The organism is Bacteroides sp. 3_2_5, from assembly GCF_000159855.2.
Taxonomy (GTDB): domain Bacteria; phylum Bacteroidota; class Bacteroidia; order Bacteroidales; family Bacteroidaceae; genus Bacteroides; species Bacteroides fragilis.
The window spans coordinates 2,235,038-2,257,047 of record NZ_JH636044.1; the positions used below are offsets into that span (position 1 = coordinate 2,235,038).

Here is a 22,010-nt window from a genome sequence, read left to right on the forward strand (position 1 = left end):
TATGTCCCTTTTTAAAGACAAGACCCTTTTAATTACCGGTGGAACAGGTTCTTTCGGTAATGCTGTATTGAAAAGATTTTTGGATTCCGATATCAAAGAGATCCGTATCTTTTCCCGTGATGAAAAGAAGCAAGACGATATGCGCCATCACCTTCAAAATAAGAAGGTGAAATTCTACATTGGTGATGTACGTGATAAACGTTCTGTGGATGGAGTGATGAATGGGGTGGACTATATTTTCCATGCTGCTGCACTGAAACAGGTTCCCTCTTGTGAGTTTTTCCCTGTTCAAGCTGTTCGGACAAATGTATTAGGTACTGAGAATGTGCTTGATTCAGCCATCGAGCATGGAGTCAAGAATGTAGTTGTGCTCTCGACGGATAAGGCTTGTTATCCTATCAATGCCATGGGGATCAGTAAGGCCATGATGGAAAAGGTCGCTATTGCTAAAGGACGTCAAATGGGAGAGGGTGGTCAAACTACCATCTGCTGTACCCGTTATGGCAATGTGATGGCAAGCCGCGGATCAGTGATCCCTTTGTGGGTGGAGCAAATGAAGGCCGGCAAGGATATCACAATAACCGATCCGAACATGACCCGTTTTATGATGACACTGGATGATGCAGTTGATCTGGTGATTTATGCTTTTCAGCATGGGCATAATGGCGACTTGTTTGTCCAAAAAGCACCTGCAGCTACTCTTGATACCTTAGCCCGTTCTTTAAAGGAACTTTACAAAATAGATACCCCCGTACGTGTTATCGGTACACGCCATGGTGAGAAACTTTATGAATCATTAGTGACTCGTGAGGAAATGGCCAAGGCGGAAGATATGGGTAATTATTATCGGATACCTTGTGATGCCCGTGATCTTAATTATGATAAATATTTTGTGGAAGGCCAAGAGAAGGTCTCTAAATTCGAGGACTACCATTCACATAATACCCATCGTTTGGATGTGGACGGTATGAAACAGTTGTTATTGAAACTTGATATGATAAAGGAGGATGTATGCTTAAAGTAATGACGATTGTCGGAACTCGTCCTGAGATCATAAAGTTGAGTCGTGTGATGGCTGAGTTGGACAAATACACTGAACATATTATGGTCCATACCGGTCAGAATTTCGATTATGAACTGAATGAAATCTTTTTTCAGGAACTTCGCATCCGTAAGCCGGACTATTTTCTGGATGCTGCCGGAAAGAATGCCGCAGAGACGATAGCCAATGTAATCCGTAAATCGGATGAATTGATGGACCAAGTGAAACCGGATGCTTTATTGTTGTATGGTGATACTAATAGCTGTATTTCCGTGATTTCCGCAAAACGGCGTAAGATTCCTATTTTTCATATGGAGGCTGGTAACCGCTGTTTTGACCAGCGTGTTCCTGAAGAGATCAATCGTAAGATTGTGGATCATTTGAGTGATATCAATATGCCTCTTTCAGAGCATGCACGTAAATACTTGCTGGCTGAAGGGTTACGTCCGGAGACCGTGATCAAAACAGGATCGCCAATGACAGAGGTTTTGATCTATCATAAGGCGGAAATAGAAGAGAATGATGTTTTAGAAAAAGAGGGGTTGAAAAAAGGTGATTACTTTATTGTAAGTACGCATCGTGAGGAAAATGTGGATTCCGAGAAGAACTTTTCCGACCTGCTTTCTTCTCTGAACGCCATTGTAGACAAATATCATAAAAAGGTGATTGTTTCCACCCACCCCCGTACCCGCAAAAAGTTGGAATCTATTGGCTTTATTAATTCCAATCCGATGATTGAGTTTATGAAACCTTTTGGCTTCATGGAGTATATCAAACTTCAACAGAATGCTTTTTGTGTTATTTCTGACAGTGGTACGATCACGGAGGAATCTTCTATTCTTCATTTTCCGGCTATAACTATCCGTCAGGCACACGAGCGACCTGAAGGTATGGATGAAGGGACGCTGATCATGACCGGATTGAATAGTGACCGTATTCTGGAGTCTATCGAAATTGTAACTTCCCAGTATGCAGAAGGTGCAGACGTAATTCACTCTATTCCTGATTATGCTTCGGATAATGTATCTAAAAAAGTAGTCCGTATCATTCTTTCCTATACAGATTATATCAACCGTACGGTTTGGCATAAAGAAATCTAGTTCCTGTTTTTTATTTTTTATGGTTAAAAAGAAGATTCTGTTGTTCGGCGCCACAGGTATGGCCGGGCATATGGCTTATTATTATCTGCAATGTACGGGGAAATACGATCTTGTGAATGTAGTTTATCGTACCCAATTGACTGATGATAGTATTGTTGTGGATGTGACGGATGGGGATGCTGTCAGTCAGCTCGTTCGTGAAGTCCGTCCTGATTTTATCCTGAATTGTATTGGCGTATTGATAAGAGGTTCCAGAGAACATCCGGACAATGCTATTCTGATAAATGCATGGTTCCCTCATTTGCTCAAGAAACTGTCGGATGAAGTGGGAGCAAAGTTGATTCATATCAGTACGGATTGTGTTTTCTCCGGTAAAAAAGGTAACTATTCAGAAACTGATATCCGGGATGCTGACGATGTTTATGGTCGTAGCAAAGCACTCGGTGAGATAATCAATGACAAAGATCTGACAATCCGTACTTCTATCATAGGTCCTGAATTGAAGGAGAATGGCGAAGGCTTGTTTCATTGGTTTATGCATCAGCATGGTTGTGTGAATGGTTTCCAGACTGCTATTTGGGGAGGTGTGACCACTCTGGAATTGGCGAAAGCCATTGATGTGGCCATCGATCAGGGAGTAACCGGTTTAATACAACTGAGTAATGGCCTTGGTATAAGTAAATATGATTTGTTACATCTGTTTTCCCGTATATGGCACAAACGAGATGTTGAGATCCTGCCATTTGATGGAAATGGAATTGATAAGTCGATCGCAAAGTCCGCAAGATTTAGTTATGTTGTACCCGGATATGAAGAGATGCTTCGGGAACAATATGATTGGATGCAGAATAAACAGGAGCTATACCGAACTCTATATTTATGAAAATATTATTGGTTTCCCAATACTTCTGGCCAGAGACATTTCGTGTTAATGATTTGGCGCAAGAGCTTGTATTACGGGGTAACGAAGTGACAGTCTTAACAGGAAAACCTAATTATCCTCAAGGGGCTATTTATAAGGGATATAGCTTTTGGGGCTATAAAAAAGAATATTATAAAGGTATTGAACTGATTCGTGTTCCGTTAATACCTCGTGGTAAAGGTTCAGGGTTGCGTTTGGCATTGAATTATTTGTCTTTTGTATTGTTTTCTTGTTTATATATACTTTTTCATAAGCGAAAGTTTGATGTTTCTTTAACATTTGCAATTTCTCCTATTACTCAGGTGTATGCAGCTCTACTTCACAAAAAGCTGTTTGGTAGCCGTGCTTATCTTTGGGTTCAGGATTTGTGGCCTGAAAGTGTGTCCGCTGCGGGTAAGATGAATTCTGGTTTAGTATATCGGATGTTAACTAAGATGGTACAAAGTATCTATCAAAAAGTCGATGGGATTTGTATACAGTCGGAAGCCTTTAGTCAGTCCATACTGCAAAAAGGAGATTATAAGCATAAAATTAGTTATATTCCTAACTGGGCTGAAGATTTGTTCACTGATGATTCTTTGATTAATAAGGAACATTTTAAGTCGTTGATCCCTGATGGATTTGTTGTAATGTTTGCTGGTAATATAGGAGAGGCCCAAGATTTTGATTCAATATTGAAAGCTGCTATTCGGACCAAAGAGTATAAAGATATTAAGTGGGTAATTGTTGGCGATGGACGAAAAAAAGAGTTTGTAGAGCAGCAAGTTAAAGAGTTGAATTTATGTGATACTGTTTTTTTATTAGGACGCTATCCTTTGGAAGACATGCCGGATCTATTTATTCATGCAGATGTAATGCTTGTCTCTTTAAAAGACCAGAATATTTTCTCTTTAACTATTCCATCAAAGATACAATCTTATATGGCTTTTGGGAAACCTATTATTTCTATGATAAATGGTATTGGTAATGAAATAATAAAGGAGGCAAACTGCGGCTTTACAGCTAATGCCGGAGATTTTGAATCGTTGGCAAACAATGTGAAAAGATTATCTCGAATGGATAAAAATATGCTGTATGAAAAAGGGAGAGCCGGGAAGGAATATTATCAATTATTTTTTGCAAAGAAAAAGATAATTGATAATTTAATAGAAGTTTTTCAATCTGAGTGATTTATTTTAATAATGGAATTAAATGAATATTCTTATTACAGGGGCTTATGGATTTGTAGGCACTAATCTGATTAATAATTTAAAAATTAAACACAACCTTTACGGACTTGATATTGTGTGTTCGACAAGAGAAGGTGTACTGAAAACATTTTGTTGGAAAGATATTGATCCAGAGTCATTCCCATTACAAATTCTCTCCCAATTTGATGCAATCATTCATCTTGCCGGAAAGGCTCATGATACGAAAAACCAATCAGCTGCTCAGTCTTATTTTGATATTAATACCGGTCTGACTCAAAAGATATTTGATTTCTTTTTGGAGTCTTCTGCGAAGAAATTCATATTTTTTAGTTCAGTAAAAGCTGCGGCTGATAGTGTAGTGGGAGATATGCTTACTGAGGATGTTATTCCGGCTCCTGTTGGTCCTTATGGGGAAAGTAAAATAAGAGCTGAAGAGTATATAAAGGAACATTTTGCATTTCCCACTGTCTCCTCCTGCGAGTGTTCTCCTTTTCGGGAGATGACTTCGGTTACAGAAAAACAGGTTTATATATTAAGACCTTGTATGATTCATGGTCCGGGGAATAAAGGAAATCTGAATCTATTGTATAATGTGGTGAAGAAAGGAATTCCCTGGCCATTGGGTGACTTCGAAAATCGTCGTTCGTTTACTTCAATTGATAACCTATGCTATGTGATTGAGGGATTATTGACTAAAGAGGTACCTACGGGCATTTATCACATGGGGGATGATGAAGCTTTATCAACAAATGAGTTGATTGCCATCATGTGTGAGGCAATGGGAAAACAGCCCCATATCTGGAAGATGAATAAGGGCTTTATGGAAGGATGTGCCGGACTGGGAACTTTACTCCATTTGCCACTGAATACGGAAAGGCTTCGTAAACTGACAGAGAATTATGTGGTAAGTAATGCTAAGATCAAAGCTGCTCTCGGGATTGATAAAATGCCTGTGACAGCTAAAGAGGGGTTGATTAAAACCATTCGTTCATTTGAAGAAACTAAATAAGTTATGTACTATTTAATAATCCTGGTTCTGCTATTTCTGGCAGAACTTTTTTATTTCCGTATTGCTGATAAATGCAATATCATCGATAAACCGAACGAGCGGAGTTCGCACACCCGGATCACTTTGAGAGGGGGAGGAATCATTTTCTTCTTTGGCGCATTAGCTTACTTTCTGACGAATCAGTTTGAGTATCCTTGGTTTATGCTGGCTCTGACATTGATTACTTTTATCAGTTTTGTAGACGACATTCGTTCTACTTCTCAGGGGTTACGTTTGGTGTTTCATTTTACGGCGATGGCTTTGATGTTCTATCAATGGGGGTTGTTCAGTTTGCCTTGGTGGACCATTGTGGTTGCTTTGATTGTTTGCACAGGGATTATCAATGCCTATAATTTTATGGATGGTATTAATGGCATTACAGGTGGATACTCGTTGGTGGTGCTGACGGCATTAGCATTTATAAATGGGGTATATGTTCCATTTGTAGAGCCGACTTTGATTTATACCATGCTTTGTGCTGTGTTGGTCTTTAACTTCTTCAATTTCCGGAAACAGGCAAAGTGTTTTGCGGGGGATGTAGGTTCGGTTAGCATTGCTTTCGTGATCCTCTTTCTGATCGGTATGCTGATAATCCGTACGGAAAATTTCAGCTGGATTGTCTTGTTGGCAGTCTATGGGGTGGATAGTGTGCTGACAATAATTCATCGGTTGATGTTGCATGAGAATATTGGTTTGCCACATCGGAAACATTTGTACCAGATTATGGCAAATGAGCTGAAAATTCCTCACATGGTGGTTTCGTTGGTGTATATGTTGGTGCAGGCAGTAGTTATAGTCGGGTATTTTCTATTTCCGGGGAATGAATATGGGTATTTGTCGGGTACCATTATTGCGCTGAGTTTGGTCTATATTCTATTTATGAAGCGTTTCTTTTGCTTGCATCAAGCGAAGTGATATTGTCAATATTATGCTTCCTACCATAGATCTAATATAGTCTAAAAAATAAAAGAAGTTACAGTCGAAAAATAATAGAGTTACAAAACAAATGGTAACTAGTAATTACAATGATTCATATTCAATATAGCATTGATATTCCCATTTTTTATATTTAGCTTATAACATCCCAATACGGTCATTGATTTCCTCTTTTATTTGATGCCCCCAATAGGCATCAACTCCTGCTATGTGCGCATATCGCTGGTAGTTGCTGACAACACTGATTACCTTGTCTACGTATTTCTCCTTATAGGCTACCAATGTACCCACTTTCCGATTCCATAAAAACACGTCAAGATTTTGTATCATTATTGTTTCTCCTTACTCTTTTGGGAATGAATTTATTTAGTTGTTTCAGTGCCATTAGTGGCATGGGCAACTCAGGCAGTAAATCATTTATACGTTGCTCCATGCCGATTATCCGCAACAATGATATGAAATTATTCAGGGTCATGTTCTGATTGACACCTTGTTCAAAATGGCTTATAGTAGCAAGACTCACACCGGATTTCTCCGCCATTTCCTTTTGGCTCATCCGTGCCAAGCCTATACTCCTTTATGCGTTTCGCTAAAAGTAGCATTATTTCTTGGTTGGTAATATAGTCTTCTTTACTTATATATGGTGGAATATTACTATTTAATTGCAAAATTTAAAAATAATATCTATATATTACTACTATTGTGAGACTTTCTGTACTGGAACTATGCATTTGTCGGATGAACTAAAACTTAACTGATATTGGGTACATGTGTATGCACCTGTTTTGAACGAAGAGCTTAGAATTATGATACAGATAATAAGCGTGTTATAAGTTTTTCTGAGAAAACTGCTTTCCGGACCGTTTTTTTCTTTGCCGATAATTTGTAAATCTTCATCTTTGCAGTGTTGATCAACAAAACATGAATGAAACGTAGTAGTAACATTAGTAAAGAAGGAGAAAAATTATGCCTTTATTTTATAGAGCGAGACAATCGCAGTTGAAAACTAAAGAGGGAAAGAAACAGTGGCACCTGACTCTGGTGAAAGTTGGAAAAATGGTAACTTCACAACAGTTGGCCGAAGTAATAGCTGAAAAATCATCGTTGACACCGGGTGATGTTCATAATGTGATTCGTAACTTGATGACTGCCATGCGTAAAGAATTGTTGAATAGCCGTTCGGTACGTTTGGAGGGATTAGGCACTTTCACGATGAAAGCTTGTACACAAGGGCATGGAGTGGATCAAGAGGAAGAGGTGAGTCCGAATCAGGTGGCGGCTCTTCGTTGTCTGTTTACTCCGGAATATACTCGTCCCGCAGCTATCGGCACTACCCGTGCTTTGCTTCAGGGAGTGGAATTCCAGAAAGTCAGTGCGATAGGGGGAGCAATTAATGGCGGATCGGGTAGTGGAGATATTGTGGATGATCCGACAGCCTGATAAAATTTATTGCTGATATAATAATTATTGACAACGGAAGGAGGATAAAGAGTATGAAGAAAACGGGATGGAATATTATATTGAAGTTGATTATTGCTGTGGCAAGTGCTGTAGCCGGTGTAATAGGCGGGCAGGCTATGACATTATAAAACGGAATTAATAACCAAACAGGGTGAACTCCCGATAGCCATTAGAGGCTTTCGGGAGTTTTTCTTTTCCCCATGATCTTGTCTATAATCAGAGCGATAGCTCCATCACCGGTTACGTTACAAGCTGTACCGAAACTGTCCATGGCAATGTAGAGGGCGATCATCAATGCCTGGGCCGATTCATCGAAACCGAGCATGGACTGGAGGATGCCTAAAGAAGCCATAATAGCGCCTCCAGGAACGCCGGGAGCGGCAATCATCGTGATGCCGAGCATGAAAATGAAACCTGCAAACAGGGAAAAATCGAAAGGCATGCCCTGCATCATCATTAAGGCTAAAGCACAGGCCACAATCTTCAGGGTGCTTCCGGATAAATGAATGGTGGCGCAAAGCGGGATGACAAATCCGGCTATATCGGCTGATACACCGTTCTTCTTGGTCTGTTCGAGTGTGACAGGGATGGTGGCAGCTGATGACTGAGTGCCTAAAGCGGTGAAATAAGCCGGCAGCATCCGTCCCAACAAGCGGAATGGGTTTTTACGGACAAACAATGCCGCAATGCAATATTGAAAAACCAGCAAAAAAATATGTAGTATAAAAATGACACCGATAATTTTAATAAACACCATAAGGATGGAGAATACTTGTCCGGAGTGTGTCATATTGAGGAAAATACCAAAGATGTAAATGGGCAGCAACGGGAGGATGACTGCGCTTATCATACGTACGATGATCTCTTGAAAGTCTCGTGCTACGTTTTTCAGGGCGTCACTATGCAGGCTTGCCAATCCCAGGCCGAGGGTAAAGGCAAGGACCAGTGCCGTCATGACATTCATCAAGGGTGGAATGGCAACAGAGAAATAGGGTAGGATTCCTTGCGCCTCACTCACTTCGTCGAGAGGTGCTCCCGGAGTAATGAGCGAAGGGAAAATGGCGGCTCCGGTGAAGTAGGACAGAAATCCGGAGAAAAGAGTGGCACCATATGCAATGAGTGCCGTGACAAGTAGCATTCGTCCGGCTCCTTTACCAATATCGGCTATGGCAATGGTAACCAGTCCGAGAATGATAAGAGGTATGGAGAAATTGAGGAATTCTCCAAAGATGGAGTTGAAGGTCACGAACAGCCGTACCAAAGGTGTCGGCAGGAAATTTCCGATAGCGATACCAAGTATAATAGCTATGATGATACGTGGCAAAAGTCCTATGTGTATTTTCTTCATTACGAGGTTTTAGCAGTTTGTTACAAAAGTAATACTTTTTTCTGAAACTATCCGAACAAATATTTTCGATATGTGTTATAGATAATAAGAAAAAGAACAAAAAATCAACCAATTTAGATACATATTACAATTATGGCAACTCAGAATAAAACAGATATAGGCCTGATTGGTTTAGCTGTGATGGGAGAAAATTTAGCTCTGAACATGGAAAGCAGAGGTTGGAACGTATCGGTGTATAATCGTACGGTACCGGGTGTGGAAGAAGGCGTGGTGGAACGTTTCATCAACGGAAGGGCTAAAGGCAAGCACATAGAGGGCTTCACGGATATAGAGGCTTTTGTAGAATCGATCGCTTTGCCTCGTAAGATAATGATGATGGTACGTGCCGGTAGTCCGGTGGATGAGCTGATGGAGCAACTTTTCCCGTATCTTTCTCCGGGTGATATATTGATTGACGGTGGTAACTCGAATTATGAAGATACGAACCGAAGAGTGAAACTGGCAGAGTCGAAAGGTTTTCTGTTCGTCGGTGCCGGTGTTTCGGGCGGAGAAGAGGGAGCTTTGAACGGAGCTTCTATCATGCCGGGCGGTTCGGAGAAAGCATGGGAAGAGGTGAAACCGATTTTGCAGAGCATTGCGGCCCAAGCGCCGGATGGTACTCCGTGCTGCCAGTGGGTGGGACCTGCCGGATCGGGACATTTTGTGAAAATGATACACAACGGGATAGAGTATGGTGATATGCAGTTGATTGCTGAAGCTTATTGGGTGATGAAGGAGCTGCTGGATATGACTAACGAGGAGATGGCATCTGTGTTCACCCGTTGGAATGAAGGTAAACTACGGAGTTATCTGATAGAAATTACAGGTAATATACTCCGCCATAAAGATAAGACAGGGGCCTATCTGATTGATAAGATCCTGGATGCCGCCGGACAGAAAGGGACAGGCAAATGGTCGGTGATTAATGCCATGGAATTAGGTATGCCACTGGGATTGATTGCTACGGCCGTTTTTGAACGCAGTTTGTCGGCCCGGAAGGAACTGCGTGAAGCTGCTGCCCGGCAATATCAATGCAGGCACTCGATGGCTGTATATAATAAACAAGATACGGAAAAAGAGATTTTCTCGGCATTGTATGCTTCGAAACTGGTTTCGTATGCTCAAGGGTTTGCGGTGTTGCAACGTGCTTCCGATACATTTGGATGGAACCTCGATCTGGCTTCGATTGCACGGATGTGGAGAGGCGGTTGTATTATTCGCAGTGTTTTCCTGAATGATATTGCTGCGGCATTTGAGGCAAAAGAAAAGCCTAAACATCTGCTGCTGGCCCCTTATTTTGAAGAAGAGATCAAAGGTCTGTTGTCCGGCTGGAAGAACCTGGTGGCACAAGCCATGCGTGAGGAACTGCCGGTTCCGGCTTTCTCTTCGGCTTTGAATTATTTCTATTCGTTAGTGTCGGCTGATCTTCCGGCCAATCTGGTACAGGCACAGCGCGATTATTTCGGTGCTCATACATTTGAGCGGAAAGATGAGTTACGAGGAGTCTTTTTCCATGAAAACTGGACAGGACACGGAGGAGATACAAAGTCGGGTACGTATAATGTATAAGCAAAAAAAGAAATATGAGTAAATTTGTAATGACTATCTTTGGTGCTTCGGGTGACTTGACGAAGCGTAAGTTGATGCCGGCATTGTATTCGTTGTATGTAGCCAAGCGTCTTCCGGAAGAATTTGAAATTCTCGGGGTGGGACGTACGGTTTATGAAGATGCGGACTATCGGACTTACATTTATAATGAGATGGAGAAATTTGTGAAGTCGGAAGAGCAGAATAAGGAGAAGATGGACGCTTTCGTTGGACATCTTCACTATCTGGCAATAGACCCGGCATTGGAAAGCGGATACGGACAGCTTCGCCTACGCATTGAAGAACTGAGCGGAGATAGCCGGCCGGATGACCTGCTGTTTTACCTCGCTACGCCTCCATCATTGTATGGTGTGATTCCGTTGCACCTGAAGTCGGTGCATCTGAATAAAGGCCGTGCACGAATTATCGTTGAAAAGCCATTCGGGTATGATCTGGAATCGGCTGAGAAACTGAATAAAATTTATGCTTCTGTATTCGACGAACATCAGATTTACCGAATCGATCATTTCTTAGGTAAAGAAACGGCTCAGAACCTGTTAGCTTTTCGTTTTGCCAATGGTATTTTTGAGCCTTTATGGAACCGTAATTATATAGATTATGTGGAAGTGACCGCCGTGGAGAATCTCGGAATCGAGCAACGCGGCGGTTTTTATGATACTACGGGTGCACTGAGGGATATGGTACAGAATCATCTGATCCAGCTCGTGGCATTGACTGCTATGGAACCTCCCGCTGTGTTTAATGCGGATAATTTCCGTAATGAAGTGGTGAAGGTATACGAGTCTCTGACTCCTTTGACCGAAACGGATTTGAGTGAACATATTGTCCGGGGGCAATATACGGCAGGGGGAAATAAAAGGGGGTATCGGGAAGAGAAGAATATTTCACCCGACTCACGTACCGAGACTTATATTGCAATGAAACTGGGTATCAGTAACTGGCGGTGGAGTGGAGTACCTTTTTATATCAGGACCGGAAAACAGATGCCGACAAAAGTGACTGAGATAGTGGTGCATTTCCGTGAAACTCCTCATCAGATGTTCCATTGCGCGGGTGGTAATTGTCCGAGAGCCAATAAGCTGATATTGCGTTTGCAGCCCAATGAAGGTATTGTGTTGAAATTTGGCATGAAAGTGCCGGGACCCGGATTTGAGGTCAAACAGGTAACGATGGATTTCAGTTATGATCAGTTGGGGGGCGTCCCCGGCGGAGATGCCTATGCCCGTCTGATAGAAGACTGTATCCTGGGCGACCAGACCCTCTTTACACGGAGTGATGCAGTAGAAGCATCCTGGCATTTCTTCGATCCGATTCTGCGTTATTGGAATGAACATCCCGAGGCGCCGTTGTATGGTTATCCTGCTGGAACTTGGGGACCTTTGGAGAGTGAGGCTATGATGCATGAGCATGGTGCCGAATGGACCAATCCATGCAAGAACTTAACAAACACAGATCAATATTGCGAGCTATGAAACCCTACATTTTTCCTTCGTCCATAGAGACGGCACGTGCACTGATATTACATTTGGTGAAACTGATGTTAGATGAACCGGACAGGACCTTTTGTATCGCGTTTAGTGGTGGAAGCACTCCGGCACTGATGTTTGACTTATGGGCGAATGAATATACGGATATCACTCCTTGGGAACGACTGAAAGTGTTTTGGGTAGATGAACGTTGTGTGCCTCCCGAAAATTCGGACAGTAATTATGGCATGATGCGGTCGTTGTTGCTGAGTATTGTACCTATTCCGTACGAGAATGTGTTTCGAATACAGGGGGAGAAGAATCCGAAGAAGGAGGCTGCCCGCTATTCGAAGCTGGTGATGAAAGAAGTGCCGGTGGAGAATGAGTTCCCGGTATTTGACGTAGTGCTGCTGGGAGCAGGTAATGACGGACATACGTCGTCTATCTTTCCCGGACAGGAGGAATTGCTTTCAACTGATCATATATATGAGGCGAATTTTAATCCGAATAACGGTCAAAAGAGAATAGCTTTGACAGGACTTCCGATTTTGAATGCCCGAAGGATCATCTTCCTGATAACAGGAAGGGTGAAAAGTCCGGTTGTAGAAGATATCTTTTATTCGGGAGATACCGGACCGGCCGCCTATATAGCGCATCATGCCGATAACGTGGAACTATTTATGGATAATGCAGCTGCTGAAAAAGTCATTCGCGGATAAGAAATAAAAAAAACGTCCGACCTTCACAGGCCGGACGTTTTTCGTTCTATTTGAATACGTTATTTACATACAACAATTAAACAGTATGATAATTAAAATAACAACTCAACAAAATGGAATCCGGGAGAATCACTTCGGCCGGATTGGCTTATCTCACTTAAATGTGACTTACGTAATAATTATGACTAATTAATGTATTGGCAAAGATAGCTGGTTCTGTGTTGCGGGGCAATCACTCGATTTAGGTATTGTGAAGAAGGCAATCACTATAAGTAGGGATTGAACCGGGAGGAAATGAGGAGGGTGCTTTGTTTTATGGCCTTTAAGTTGTAAATTTGCGGAAAAACAAGAGTAAGATGGAATATAAGTTTGACGAACAGAGTGTGAAAGAATTAATGGAATGGGCACAGACTGCACAGTTGCCTCAGGAACTGGAACTGAGTAAAGCGGAGCGTATTTTTGATGTAAAACTTTGTATAGAATCTGATTTATCGTGTATCAGGGCCCATTATCCCGATGCTTTCTACAATCCGGCTATAACTCGTCTTTATCGTATCAGGGAGAAGCTGGAGGAGAAATGAGGTACGGGGATGCCTAAGTAACTTCGCAAAAGTACGTAACCCACTTGATTTCTGTGGAAAAATTCTACAGAAAATGTGGAATATTTCTTCGTATTCCACTATTTCAATAAAGGCTGTTATAATATAATTCTTTGAAAATGAGGATTTGATCCGGATCTACACAAGTCTGGCATGTGCATTGCATAACAATATTCAGATGTTTAGTTATAGTTAGTAGATCTAGAACAATTAAGTTTTCAAGAATTATGAAAAAGGTATTAGTAGCATTGGTAATAGTAATGGGATTGGGATTTTCAGTAGCAAAAGCAGATGAACCTCTAAAGAAAAAGTCCCCGAAAGTGGAACAAAGAGATTCGCGGGAAGACTTTACACCTATTGAGGTTAATAATCTTCCTGAAGCGGTGATTGATGAGTTATCCTGCGAAGGAGCACTGATTAAAGAAGCTTTTATTGCTTATAGTCGTTCGGAGGGTAAACTCTACAAAGTGATTATATTGTCGAGTGATTTTCATGAACAGGCTGTATTCTTGAATGAAAGAGGGAATATACTGAATAGATAGTTTCCCAATCTTTGAAGAAAGCACACAACTTAATTTATGTCAGGCCCCGACTCGAAAGAGCCGGGGCGTTTTAGTTTCATCAGTACAAAAAGCCAGGGAGATGTGTTCGAGGGACATTTCTTTATAATTTTCCGGCTTTTGAGAAATCTTTTGGCTATGAAATAAAAGCATTGTGTTCTATGTTTTATGATTCGCTTCATTGCAATTATAATTATAGGTTGAATTCTTTATAGGTTTCAGAATAATTCATATCTTTGAAACTGTAACTAAAATTAATCAATAATGAAGCAAATACAACCTGTTTTTTTAGCTATGAAGTTTTCTTTTCTTATTTTCTTCTTTTTTAGTTTGCCTGTCGGTGCACAAAGTATTTTTCAGAAATACGGGCGTTTCCTGACTGAACCTCGTTCATATGTGTGTTATCGTACGGATGGTAAACTGAAAATAGATGGCAAACTGGATGAAGCTTCGTGGCAGAAGGCAAAACCGACAGCTCCGTTTGTAGATATCAGCGGGGAGGGGTTTCCTACACCTAAATATGAAACTACGGCCAAGATGCTGTGGGACGATGAATATCTTTATATAGGGGCGATGTTGCAGGAGGATGATATCAAGGCACGTCTTACACAGCGGGATACTATTATTTATTATGATAATGATTTTGAGGTTTTCATAGATCCTGACTGGGACGGGCACAACTATTTTGAAATAGAAACCAACGCGCGTGGGGTCATATTCGACCTAATGCTGGACAGGCCTTATCGGTCTGGTGGAAACTTTATGGTACAATGGGATTGTCCGGGATTAAAGTTGGCCATTCATCGCGAAGGTACGCTGAATAAGTCGAAAGACAAAGATAAATATTGGAGTGTGGAGATGGCTATTCCACATAAAGCATTGACTATGAATTTCAATAATCCATTGAAAGCTGGTAATTGCTGGCGAATTAATTTTTCACGTGTACAATGGCTGAAGGCAGGAGGACCTGAAGAAAATTGGGTTTGGACACCTACCGGAAAAGTTGATATGCATATGCCGGATCGTTGGGGATATTTGTTTTTTGCTGACGAGAAAGTAGGAACACCCGAACATACTTTTGCATTACCGTATAATGCTTCTGTGTATAAACTGCTTTGGGCTATGTTCTATGTACAACAGGAAAGGTATGCGAAAGAGAAAAATTATCTGCGTACGGAACAGGATTTCTTCCTGACAGATGCCGAATTGAAGGGTCTCCCGCAAGGTGCGCAAATCTCGGTTGAAGCCACTCGGAATACATATCAAATAGCCATTACTGTTCCGGGTGAAGGCAGACGTTACATCATTAATAATGAGGGACGGTTTTGGACAGAAAAGGTTGCTCCGCGTCAAGTGAAGAACTGGGTGTGGACACGTATAAATAAGAGTAAAAGTGAAGCGGATTACCGCCAATGGTTTGCCCTGCTTAAAGAGTGCGGCATCAGCGGGGTGATGTTTGAAGGATATGATGAAAACCTATACCGCATGTGTAAGGAAGCCGGTCTTGAAGCTCATTTCTGGAAGTGGACAATGAATCGTGCCGAATTGCTCAACGTACATCCCGATTGGTTTGCGGTGAATCGTAAGGGGGAGTCTACGCATGATAAGCCTGCTTATGTGGATTATTACCGTTTTCTTTGTCCCAACCATGAAGGAGTGGCCCAATATTTGGCAGATGATTATGTGAAGATAGCTCATTTACCCTATGTAGATGGAGTACATTTGGACTATGTTCGTTTCCCGGATGTAGTTCTACCTGTCAGCTTGTGGAAAAATTATGGAATAGAACAGACAAGTGAACATCCTGAATATGATTATTGCTATTGTGATGTTTGCCGTACTAAATTTAAAGAACAAACAGGGCGTGATCCGTTGGAGTTAAAGTACCCGATGGAAGATCAGTCATGGATCAATTTCCGCTTGGATGCGATCAGTCGTGTTGTCGACCAAATTACAAAAGCGGTGAAAGCCGATGGGAAAGCAATTTCTGCTGCTGTATTCCCCGGTCCTTCTATGGCCAAGAAAATGGTGCGTCAGGATTGGGGTAACTGGTCGCTGGATGCTTATTTCCCGATGATCTATAATGGTTTTTATTACGAAGGACCGGAATGGATCGGGCGTTCGGTTCAAGAGAGTGTTAAAACCGTTGACGGACGTGCGAAAGTGTATGCCGGACTGATGTTTCCCGATATAAAGAACGATTTTGAGAAAGCATTGGATGAAGCATTTGATAACGGTGCATCCGGTGTTTCATTCTTTGACGGACCATCAGACGAATATCTGCATCAGTTTAAAGCCTATCTGGACAAGAAAGGATTAAAGACGGAATAAAAGATTCGAATGTACTTTGTATTTATGAACAGAGGCGGCCCCGATAAGGCTGCCTCTATTTGTAAGATATTGATTCTTAAAATGTTATTTCCGTGATAAATATCCCTGTTTTGTTTTTCGGCTGACATTATATACATTTGCAGCATAAAAACAATTACATATGTATAAAAACATTTTAATATTAGGTCGTGGAATTGGGCAAGTGATGTTTCAGAATAATGCTCTCTCCGGTGGGTTGATGTTATTAGGAATTGCTTTTAATTCATGGCAACTCGCAGTTTTATCTGTACTCGGTACAGTCGTTAGCACTTTGACAGCTTCATTATCCGGATATGATAAGGAGGATATTCGTAACGGATTGTATGGTTTTAATGGGACATTGGTTGGTATTGCAATTGGAGTCTTTATGGAAACCAATGTTACATCTATATTATTGCTTATCTCAGGCTCTGCTTTCTCCACATGGGTTGCGCGTTGTTTTCGTTATCAGAACAGAGTATCGGGACTGACAGCACCCTTTATTTTTGTTGTATGGCTTCTGCTTGTTGGGTGTCATTATCTATACCCTTCTTTACTGTTATCTTCATCGTTGGAAAAGCCTGAACTAACAATGGATATTTTCCGTTCATTCTGCTTAAATATCGGTCAGGTGATGTTTCAGGGAAATATACTTTCGGGATTATTTTTTCTTTTAGGGATCCTGATTAATTCTCGTATGAATGCTCTGTATACACTGACCGGTGCAATACTTCCTTTATTTATGATTTTATATCCACATACTGATCTTGCTGCATGGAATTTGGGATTATTAGGATATAACGGAGTACTTTGTGCCATAGCCTTGGGAGATAAGACAGGCATAGGAGTAGTCAAAGCGATATTTTCTATCATACTGTCTATCGTTCTGCAGTTAACGGGTATGCATATGGGCATAGTGACTTTAACGGCACCATTTGTCTTTTCCGTATGGATTACCGGGGGCCTGTTCAGTGTTTTCAGAAGTAAATCCTGAGAAGCTAAATAGGATATAATAGCGGTATCGATGTTTCTAGTACCGTTGTAAAACGGATATGGCGGCTTATCAGGCCGCCTTTCTTTTTATAATATTCTTTAGATTACAAGGTTTCCATCCAATTATATATTAGATTTCATTTTTATCAGTAGTAAGATAATGCTGATTTACAACCACTTCATGATTGTATCTTATTTTAAAACTACTGATAAAATTATTTATTTTTTTACCTTTTTATTTAACCTCTTTTGGGTTAGTATGCCCCTTGCTTCAAATGTTTTTATAGTATAAAGGAATTAAAAGTGTAAGAATGTTCGGATTTTAAAAAAACAGACCTTTAATTATATATTTATCTTTAAAAACAATTGAGTATGAAAATGATTTTAAATTTTTCTGAATGTATTATTAGTTTTTTCTCGTTATGTTTATTGTGTGTTGTCTTCTCTTGCGATGAAATGGATATTGACCAAGGTCCTCCAACTTCCGTTACGCGTAATCTGATGACATCAGATGGTCCCGGTTTTAAGATCGATACAGTTACGTACGATAAAATTCCGGCTGAATATGCCCGGAAAATATTGTCTCTTGAAGAACCTACTTCAGTTGTAACTGATAAGAGCAAGCGCTCTTTCAGAGTGAATGAACTTTTTCAAATTAGAAAAGCAAATGATCAATTGCTTTCAATTACCAGCTATTCCGCCAAGACGGTTTATGATCTCACACTTGAAGTCTATGTAGAAGGTGGTTCCCAGTATGTTCCTATTGCTTATCTGGACTCCATACCGGGATTCTCACAATTTGAGTTTAAGCCATCGTTGATCAATGGAAATTTCATATATAAAAAGGATAACGGTGTGGATACTCTGTCCCTTTCGAGCCTGAACGAAAAGAGAATGAAATTTCGTTTACTTAGCGATGATAAGCATTTTGAAATGCTTTCTAAAATAGATGCGGAGTGGAATATTTCTTTTTCAAATTATGATTGGAAACCGGGGTATGAAAGTGGTTCATGGCGAGAGTTGAGTGCCATCTATGCACGTGAGTGGGTGGTCATTATTACAAATTATGCCTATATGATGACTACTCCCGAGTATGCTTTTATCATGAGAAATTTTAGTAAGATATTTGGTGGAGAACTTTATGATAATAACCGTGTTAAGTTCACACCGGAAAAGTATTTATCAGAAGAAAAACGTTTCAAACAACCGCATAACTTTGTTTGTGGACGATCTAAACCCTCTGTTGGCGGTTTGGGCGGAGGAAACGTGTGGGGAGTAACTCACTGGAATTATTATGGTCATTATGCTTCTTTTAGCGGTTGGGAATCAATTACACATGAATTTATGCACTGTATGGGATATGGTCATTCTAGTAACATGACTTATGCTTCCGGTGGAGTGGGATGGACTGAGTTCATGTGGCAACTACATACTTATTTGAGAGGGAATGATTGGCTGCCATATACGGATCGGAATCTGTTAGGTTTTCATAAGCCGGAAAACGCGAAATATCGTGATGGTGGAATTGACCCTGATAAACTGAATGATAATAAGATTCTGCAGTTTTATAATAAAAGTAAAGTTACCCAATATTTTTTAGCTAATCCGTTGTCTAAATAAGTAATAACCATGAATAATGATTAAAGGTCTGTTTCTGATTATAATTCATCTTCTTTACTATTATTACTTTTTTATTGTTGGTGTTTTTTTAAGGTAAAACATACGGGTGGCTATGATTAAAAAAAGTGATAAGAAAAATGTGAAAAAATGTATAAGAACGAATTTTAATTTTTATCTTTGTCCAAATTTGTATGCGATGCTTGTCCCAACCATGACCACCGAAGAGGTGTGTAAAGAAATAAAGAATGACTATCCGGCTTTTTATGAAAAAATGTTGGATAATAAGGCTAGTAACTACCGAAAGTTTATTAAAGCTGTCCTATTTCCGGTTATACATCAGTTTTCATGGAAATCGTCATCGGGTAATATGTGGAATGTGATAATGTTGGCTCGTTATCGTAATGAGAGAAAATGTCCCGGTATTGTCCCTTACCTTAAATATGAAAATTGGGGTATGGGAATTATTTATCCTAAAAATATATATAGTAATCTGTCTATAATTGACTTTAAACCTCATTTTTGGAAAAGGTATCGGGAGCGTCAGCTAATACCCAACGGCTTAGAAGGGATTTCTTTTGATGAACAAATAAAATATTTCTTTTTAAATAGCGGTCTCTTTACTTTTGATTTCAGAGAAGGCTCTAATAAAGGACATGAGGGTTTTGTCGGGTATACTAAGACCGGAATTTTCTTTGGTGTCGTAATAAAAGAGTTGGATTATCTCTGTGTCAAAACTTATGTGTCTGCTAATATGCTTTTTGATAATCAGATAGAAAGCTTGGATAGCGCTGATGAGTTAAGAGAGAAGATATTGTCGCATCCGGACTATTTTCAGAAAAGAGGGAAACTCTTTCATATCATGAATGACTCTTCTTTTTGGATGGATGAGACGATACGTTAAGCAGCCTTTTTCTTTCACAATATTTCTCTCAAATTATATGCGGAACAGTACAATTTTCCAGGTAGGTTATGTATCGGATTCTATCTAAAGTGCTTGTTCCGTCTTACGAAAGTTCAGCTATATTGTTTTCGTTGACATGCAGTTGGGTAAGTACAATTAATGCTTATAATCTGATTGATGTCAGTGGTATAATGCCCTGATAGCTGTTTTTGTTTAAGCTTCCAATTCCTCCCTGTACCTTGAATCGCTAATTTGACGAGTCGGCTGTGTTTACCGTTTATCTTATCTATTGTTTGTTGAAGACGTTCACGTTTCTCGCGATCTACTGAATCAAACAGTCCCAATTGGGTGCTATCGGTTATTTCGGTGATAATAACTCCGGTTTTCTTATATTGATAGCCTTGCATGAAAATCGTTTTTAGCCCGGCCAGTGCATAATGTACAATTTCTAATGTGTCATTGGTTGGTATCGGAAGATGTATAACTGTATTCCTCCAATATTGTGGCGAATCTTTACGGAAGTTATTCGTATGGATGAATGCCATTAGTGACATTGCATAGCTTTTCTGTTGTCGGAGTTTCTTTGCGCATGTAGAAGCGTGAGTGGCGATTGCTTCCGACATTGTATCGATGTCCTCCACCATCTTGCCGAATGACCGACTTGTACATATCTGCTTTTTGGCCGGTGGTGTGGTTTCCATATCAATACAGGAAATGCCTTGAAGTTCTTTCCAGGTCCTTTCTCCGACTACAGTCATGTTCTTACGCACCCAAGATTCGGGCAACTCGGTAAAGTCATAGGCTGTTTTGACTCCCTGCTTTTCTAACTTGGCAACTTGCCGGTGACCGATCCCCCAGATGTCTCCAATTTCAGTAAGCTGCAGGGCCTTGATGCGTTTTTCTTCCGTATCGATGATACATAAACGATTGTAAGCAGGATATTTCTTTGCAAATTTATTGGCGACCTTTGCGAGTGTTTTGGTTGGGGCGATACCCAAACTAACAGGTATGCCGGTTCCGCGGATTACTTTGTTTATGATGTCTGTTCCGAGTGACTGAATATCCCGAATTCCTTCCAGGTTAAGAAATGCTTCGTCTATACTGTATACTTCCATTTCCGGCACTTGTTCTGCCAGTATGGACATCACTCGTCCGGACATGTCGCCGTATAGCGTATAGTTCGATGAAAAGACAGATATGCCATATTTCTGAATATCATCTTTGATCTGATAAGCCGGAACTCCCATTTTAATCCCCAATGCTTTCGCTTCGTTACTTCTGGCAATAACACATCCGTCGTTATTACTTAAAACAACGATCGGTTTACCGTTCAAAGCCGGATTGAACACTCTCTCGCAACTTGCGTAGAAGTTATTGCAGTCCATTAGTCCAAACATTATCTTTTTCTCCTGTTCTTTTTGATGGTATAGGTCACTATTCCCCAGACGATAAATTCATTCTCCTTTGTTACTTTAATCAAGGAGTATTTCGGATTCGCCGGTATTAACCAGACGGCATTAGGTTCAATTCGTACCCGCTTTACAGTAAAATCTCCATCAATAAAACACACGGCAAGGTCGTCATCCTGTAATTCCAGTGATTTGTCGATGACCAGAATGTCTCCTTCTTCTATGCCTTCATCCCGCATCGAATCGCCTACTACACGTCCAAAGAATGTACTGGCCGGATGTTTGATTAGCTCTTTGTTTAGATCTATGGCTTGCTCCATATAGTCTTGTGCCGGTGACGGGAAACCGGCCCGTATACCTTCATCGGCGTATGGGATCGGCAAACTGCTGGATACGTCAATCTTATGTATTTCAAGTTTTCTTTTCATCATTCTATTTCATTTGAGTTGTACCTTAACAAAGCATTGCGGCATTTGATTCGTTCGGTTAGATTTTTTAGGTGTTTTCTTCATAAATTGTTTTTAGGCTTGGTAAATTTGATTCGTTAAATTTTTAGGGTAAGATATTTAAGAGAAATTTTTCCGTTTCTGAAAGGTCAATCAACCTATCTAAAATTTATAATTGTTGTCGGCTCTCTGTCTCTATATCTTTGTATCGTAAGCTTACAGAGATAGTTAATTTATAGGCGGATTCCGAAAAG

At 40.5% G+C, this 22,010-nt stretch carries 22 protein-coding genes; 17 read left to right on the forward strand and 5 right to left on the reverse strand.

Translation table 11 applies throughout. The features are described 5' to 3' along the window. The first annotated feature begins 1 nt into the window (after position 1). From BSHG_RS08915 to BSHG_RS08890, 6 genes are read left to right on the forward strand one after another with little or no spacing between them, the layout of a single operon-like run. Positions 2-1,024, forward strand: a complete 1,023-nt coding sequence (locus tag BSHG_RS08915; protein ID WP_008659619.1) for a polysaccharide biosynthesis protein — start codon at positions 2-4, stop codon at positions 1,022-1,024. Further along, on the forward strand, positions 1,012-2,142 hold the full coding sequence (gene wecB / locus BSHG_RS08910) for a non-hydrolyzing UDP-N-acetylglucosamine 2-epimerase (RefSeq protein WP_008659621.1): 1,131 nt from the start codon (positions 1,012-1,014) through the stop codon (positions 2,140-2,142). Before BSHG_RS08915 ends, wecB begins: the two co-directional genes overlap by 13 nt. Positions 2,143-2,161: 19 nt before the next feature. Beyond that, complete coding sequence (locus BSHG_RS08905; protein WP_008659623.1) at positions 2,162-3,025, forward strand: dTDP-4-dehydrorhamnose reductase family protein; 864 nt, start codon at positions 2,162-2,164, stop codon at positions 3,023-3,025. Further along, positions 3,022-4,233: a glycosyltransferase family 4 protein gene (locus BSHG_RS08900; RefSeq protein ID WP_008659626.1), complete on the forward strand. Its 1,212-nt coding sequence runs from the start codon at positions 3,022-3,024 to the stop codon at positions 4,231-4,233. The genes BSHG_RS08905 and BSHG_RS08900 overlap by 4 nt, the downstream gene beginning before the upstream one ends. Before the next feature lie 22 nt (positions 4,234-4,255). Continuing rightward, a complete protein-coding gene (locus tag BSHG_RS08895; RefSeq protein WP_008659628.1) occupies positions 4,256-5,263 on the forward strand; it encodes an NAD-dependent epimerase/dehydratase family protein in 1,008 nt (335 codons plus the stop codon). Positions 5,264-5,266: 3 nt separating this feature from the next. Further along, a complete protein-coding gene (locus tag BSHG_RS08890; RefSeq protein WP_005786860.1) occupies positions 5,267-6,217 on the forward strand; it encodes an MraY family glycosyltransferase in 951 nt (316 codons plus the stop codon). A gap of 159 nt (positions 6,218-6,376) precedes the next feature. On the opposite strand, the gene BSHG_RS08885 is transcribed toward BSHG_RS08890, so the two are convergent. Then, a complete protein-coding gene (locus BSHG_RS08885; protein ID WP_005786862.1) occupies positions 6,377-6,568 on the reverse strand; it encodes a hypothetical protein in 192 nt (63 codons plus the stop codon). Further along, on the reverse strand, positions 6,552-6,794 hold the full coding sequence (locus tag BSHG_RS0220395) for a helix-turn-helix domain-containing protein (protein WP_011202614.1): 243 nt from the start codon (positions 6,792-6,794) through the stop codon (positions 6,552-6,554). The genes BSHG_RS08885 and BSHG_RS0220395 overlap by 17 nt, the downstream gene beginning before the upstream one ends. 410 nt (positions 6,795-7,204) lie before the next feature. On the opposite strand from BSHG_RS0220395, the gene BSHG_RS08880 reads away from it, so the two are divergent. Together BSHG_RS08880 and BSHG_RS23055 are read left to right on the forward strand one after the other, a co-directional pair. After that, positions 7,205-7,678 carry an HU family DNA-binding protein gene (locus BSHG_RS08880; RefSeq protein WP_005786864.1) on the forward strand — a complete coding sequence of 158 codons (474 nt, stop codon included), beginning with the start codon at positions 7,205-7,207 and terminating at the stop codon, positions 7,676-7,678. 53 nt (positions 7,679-7,731) lie between these two features. Continuing rightward, positions 7,732-7,827 carry a smalltalk protein gene (locus BSHG_RS23055; RefSeq protein WP_005786866.1) on the forward strand — a complete coding sequence of 32 codons (96 nt, stop codon included), beginning with the start codon at positions 7,732-7,734 and terminating at the stop codon, positions 7,825-7,827. Between the two features lie 41 nt (positions 7,828-7,868). Here the strand turns inward: BSHG_RS23055 and BSHG_RS08875 are convergent, their stop codons facing one another. After that, on the reverse strand, positions 7,869-9,047 hold the full coding sequence (locus BSHG_RS08875; protein WP_005808836.1) for a dicarboxylate/amino acid:cation symporter: 1,179 nt from the start codon (positions 9,045-9,047) through the stop codon (positions 7,869-7,871). Positions 9,048-9,179: 132 nt separating this feature from the next. Between BSHG_RS08875 and gnd the strand changes: the two genes are divergently transcribed. The 9 genes from gnd (at position 9,180) to BSHG_RS08830 (ending at position 19,901) form a co-directional block, all read left to right on the forward strand. Further along, positions 9,180-10,655, forward strand: a complete 1,476-nt coding sequence (gene gnd, locus BSHG_RS08870; RefSeq protein ID WP_005794816.1) for a decarboxylating NADP(+)-dependent phosphogluconate dehydrogenase — start codon at positions 9,180-9,182, stop codon at positions 10,653-10,655. Positions 10,656-10,669: 14 nt separating this feature from the next. After that, positions 10,670-12,166 (forward strand): glucose-6-phosphate dehydrogenase, encoded by a 1,497-nt coding sequence (zwf, locus tag BSHG_RS08865; protein ID WP_005800449.1) that lies wholly within the window; start codon positions 10,670-10,672, stop codon positions 12,164-12,166. Continuing rightward, positions 12,163-12,879 (forward strand): 6-phosphogluconolactonase, encoded by a 717-nt coding sequence (gene pgl / locus BSHG_RS08860; RefSeq protein ID WP_005786873.1) that lies wholly within the window; start codon positions 12,163-12,165, stop codon positions 12,877-12,879. The genes zwf and pgl overlap by 4 nt, the downstream gene beginning before the upstream one ends. Before the next feature lie 356 nt (positions 12,880-13,235). After that, positions 13,236-13,460: a DUF6965 family protein gene (locus BSHG_RS08855; protein WP_005786876.1), complete on the forward strand. Its 225-nt coding sequence runs from the start codon at positions 13,236-13,238 to the stop codon at positions 13,458-13,460. A 245-nt stretch (positions 13,461-13,705) separates the two neighbouring features. Next, entirely contained in the window at positions 13,706-14,020 is a 315-nt protein-coding gene (locus tag BSHG_RS08850; RefSeq protein WP_005786878.1) for a hypothetical protein, read from the forward strand. Between the two features lie 282 nt (positions 14,021-14,302). Then, positions 14,303-16,369 carry a sugar-binding protein gene (locus BSHG_RS08845; RefSeq protein ID WP_008659644.1) on the forward strand — a complete coding sequence of 689 codons (2,067 nt, stop codon included), beginning with the start codon at positions 14,303-14,305 and terminating at the stop codon, positions 16,367-16,369. A 160-nt stretch (positions 16,370-16,529) separates the two neighbouring features. Next, positions 16,530-17,381: an urea transporter gene (locus tag BSHG_RS08840; protein WP_008659646.1), complete on the forward strand. Its 852-nt coding sequence runs from the start codon at positions 16,530-16,532 to the stop codon at positions 17,379-17,381. A 371-nt stretch (positions 17,382-17,752) separates the two neighbouring features. Next, positions 17,753-19,000 (forward strand): hypothetical protein, encoded by a 1,248-nt coding sequence (locus BSHG_RS08835; protein ID WP_005786888.1) that lies wholly within the window; start codon positions 17,753-17,755, stop codon positions 18,998-19,000. A 112-nt stretch (positions 19,001-19,112) separates the two neighbouring features. Continuing rightward, the gene (locus tag BSHG_RS08830) at positions 19,113-19,901 is read left to right on the forward strand and encodes a hypothetical protein (protein ID WP_005786892.1); all 789 of its coding nucleotides are present in this window, start codon (positions 19,113-19,115) and stop codon (positions 19,899-19,901) included. 113 nt (positions 19,902-20,014) lie between these two features. Here the strand turns inward: BSHG_RS08830 and BSHG_RS08825 are convergent, their stop codons facing one another. Both BSHG_RS08825 and umuD read right to left on the reverse strand, forming a co-directional pair. After that, positions 20,015-21,286 (reverse strand): Y-family DNA polymerase, encoded by a 1,272-nt coding sequence (locus tag BSHG_RS08825; RefSeq protein WP_008659649.1) that lies wholly within the window; start codon positions 21,284-21,286, stop codon positions 20,015-20,017. Positions 21,287-21,297: 11 nt separating this feature from the next. After that, on the reverse strand, positions 21,298-21,738 hold the full coding sequence (umuD, locus tag BSHG_RS08820; protein WP_005800432.1) for a translesion error-prone DNA polymerase V autoproteolytic subunit: 441 nt from the start codon (positions 21,736-21,738) through the stop codon (positions 21,298-21,300). Between the last annotated feature and the right edge of the window lie 272 nt (positions 21,739-22,010).

Coding starts and splice junctions, on each gene's coding strand:
- wecB (WP_008659621.1), top strand. CDS start 1,012: ATGCTTAAAGTAATGACGATTGTCGGAACTCGTCCTGAGATCATAAAG.
- BSHG_RS08835 (WP_005786888.1), top strand. CDS start 17,753: ATGAAAATGATTTTAAATTTTTCTGAATGTATTATTAGTTTTTTCTCG.
- BSHG_RS08850 (WP_005786878.1), top strand. CDS start 13,706: ATGAAAAAGGTATTAGTAGCATTGGTAATAGTAATGGGATTGGGATTT.
- BSHG_RS08840 (WP_008659646.1), top strand. CDS start 16,530: ATGTATAAAAACATTTTAATATTAGGTCGTGGAATTGGGCAAGTGATG.
- BSHG_RS08890 (WP_005786860.1), top strand. CDS start 5,267: ATGTACTATTTAATAATCCTGGTTCTGCTATTTCTGGCAGAACTTTTT.
- gnd (WP_005794816.1), top strand. CDS start 9,180: ATGGCAACTCAGAATAAAACAGATATAGGCCTGATTGGTTTAGCTGTG.
- BSHG_RS08905 (WP_008659623.1), top strand. CDS start 2,162: ATGGTTAAAAAGAAGATTCTGTTGTTCGGCGCCACAGGTATGGCCGGG.
- BSHG_RS08900 (WP_008659626.1), top strand. CDS start 3,022: ATGAAAATATTATTGGTTTCCCAATACTTCTGGCCAGAGACATTTCGT.
- BSHG_RS08915 (WP_008659619.1), top strand. CDS start 2: ATGTCCCTTTTTAAAGACAAGACCCTTTTAATTACCGGTGGAACAGGT.
- BSHG_RS08875 (WP_005808836.1), bottom strand. CDS start 9,047: ATGAAGAAAATACACATAGGACTTTTGCCACGTATCATCATAGCTATT.
- BSHG_RS0220395 (WP_011202614.1), bottom strand. CDS start 6,794: ATGAGCCAAAAGGAAATGGCGGAGAAATCCGGTGTGAGTCTTGCTACT.
- BSHG_RS23055 (WP_005786866.1), top strand. CDS start 7,732: ATGAAGAAAACGGGATGGAATATTATATTGAAGTTGATTATTGCTGTG.
- BSHG_RS08845 (WP_008659644.1), top strand. CDS start 14,303: ATGAAGCAAATACAACCTGTTTTTTTAGCTATGAAGTTTTCTTTTCTT.
- pgl (WP_005786873.1), top strand. CDS start 12,163: ATGAAACCCTACATTTTTCCTTCGTCCATAGAGACGGCACGTGCACTG.
- zwf (WP_005800449.1), top strand. CDS start 10,670: ATGAGTAAATTTGTAATGACTATCTTTGGTGCTTCGGGTGACTTGACG.
- BSHG_RS08895 (WP_008659628.1), top strand. CDS start 4,256: ATGAATATTCTTATTACAGGGGCTTATGGATTTGTAGGCACTAATCTG.
- BSHG_RS08880 (WP_005786864.1), top strand. CDS start 7,205: ATGCCTTTATTTTATAGAGCGAGACAATCGCAGTTGAAAACTAAAGAG.
- BSHG_RS08825 (WP_008659649.1), bottom strand. CDS start 21,286: ATGGACTGCAATAACTTCTACGCAAGTTGCGAGAGAGTGTTCAATCCG.
- BSHG_RS08855 (WP_005786876.1), top strand. CDS start 13,236: ATGGAATATAAGTTTGACGAACAGAGTGTGAAAGAATTAATGGAATGG.
- BSHG_RS08830 (WP_005786892.1), top strand. CDS start 19,113: ATGATTAAAAAAAGTGATAAGAAAAATGTGAAAAAATGTATAAGAACG.
- BSHG_RS08885 (WP_005786862.1), bottom strand. CDS start 6,568: ATGATACAAAATCTTGACGTGTTTTTATGGAATCGGAAAGTGGGTACA.
- umuD (WP_005800432.1), bottom strand. CDS start 21,738: ATGAAAAGAAAACTTGAAATACATAAGATTGACGTATCCAGCAGTTTG.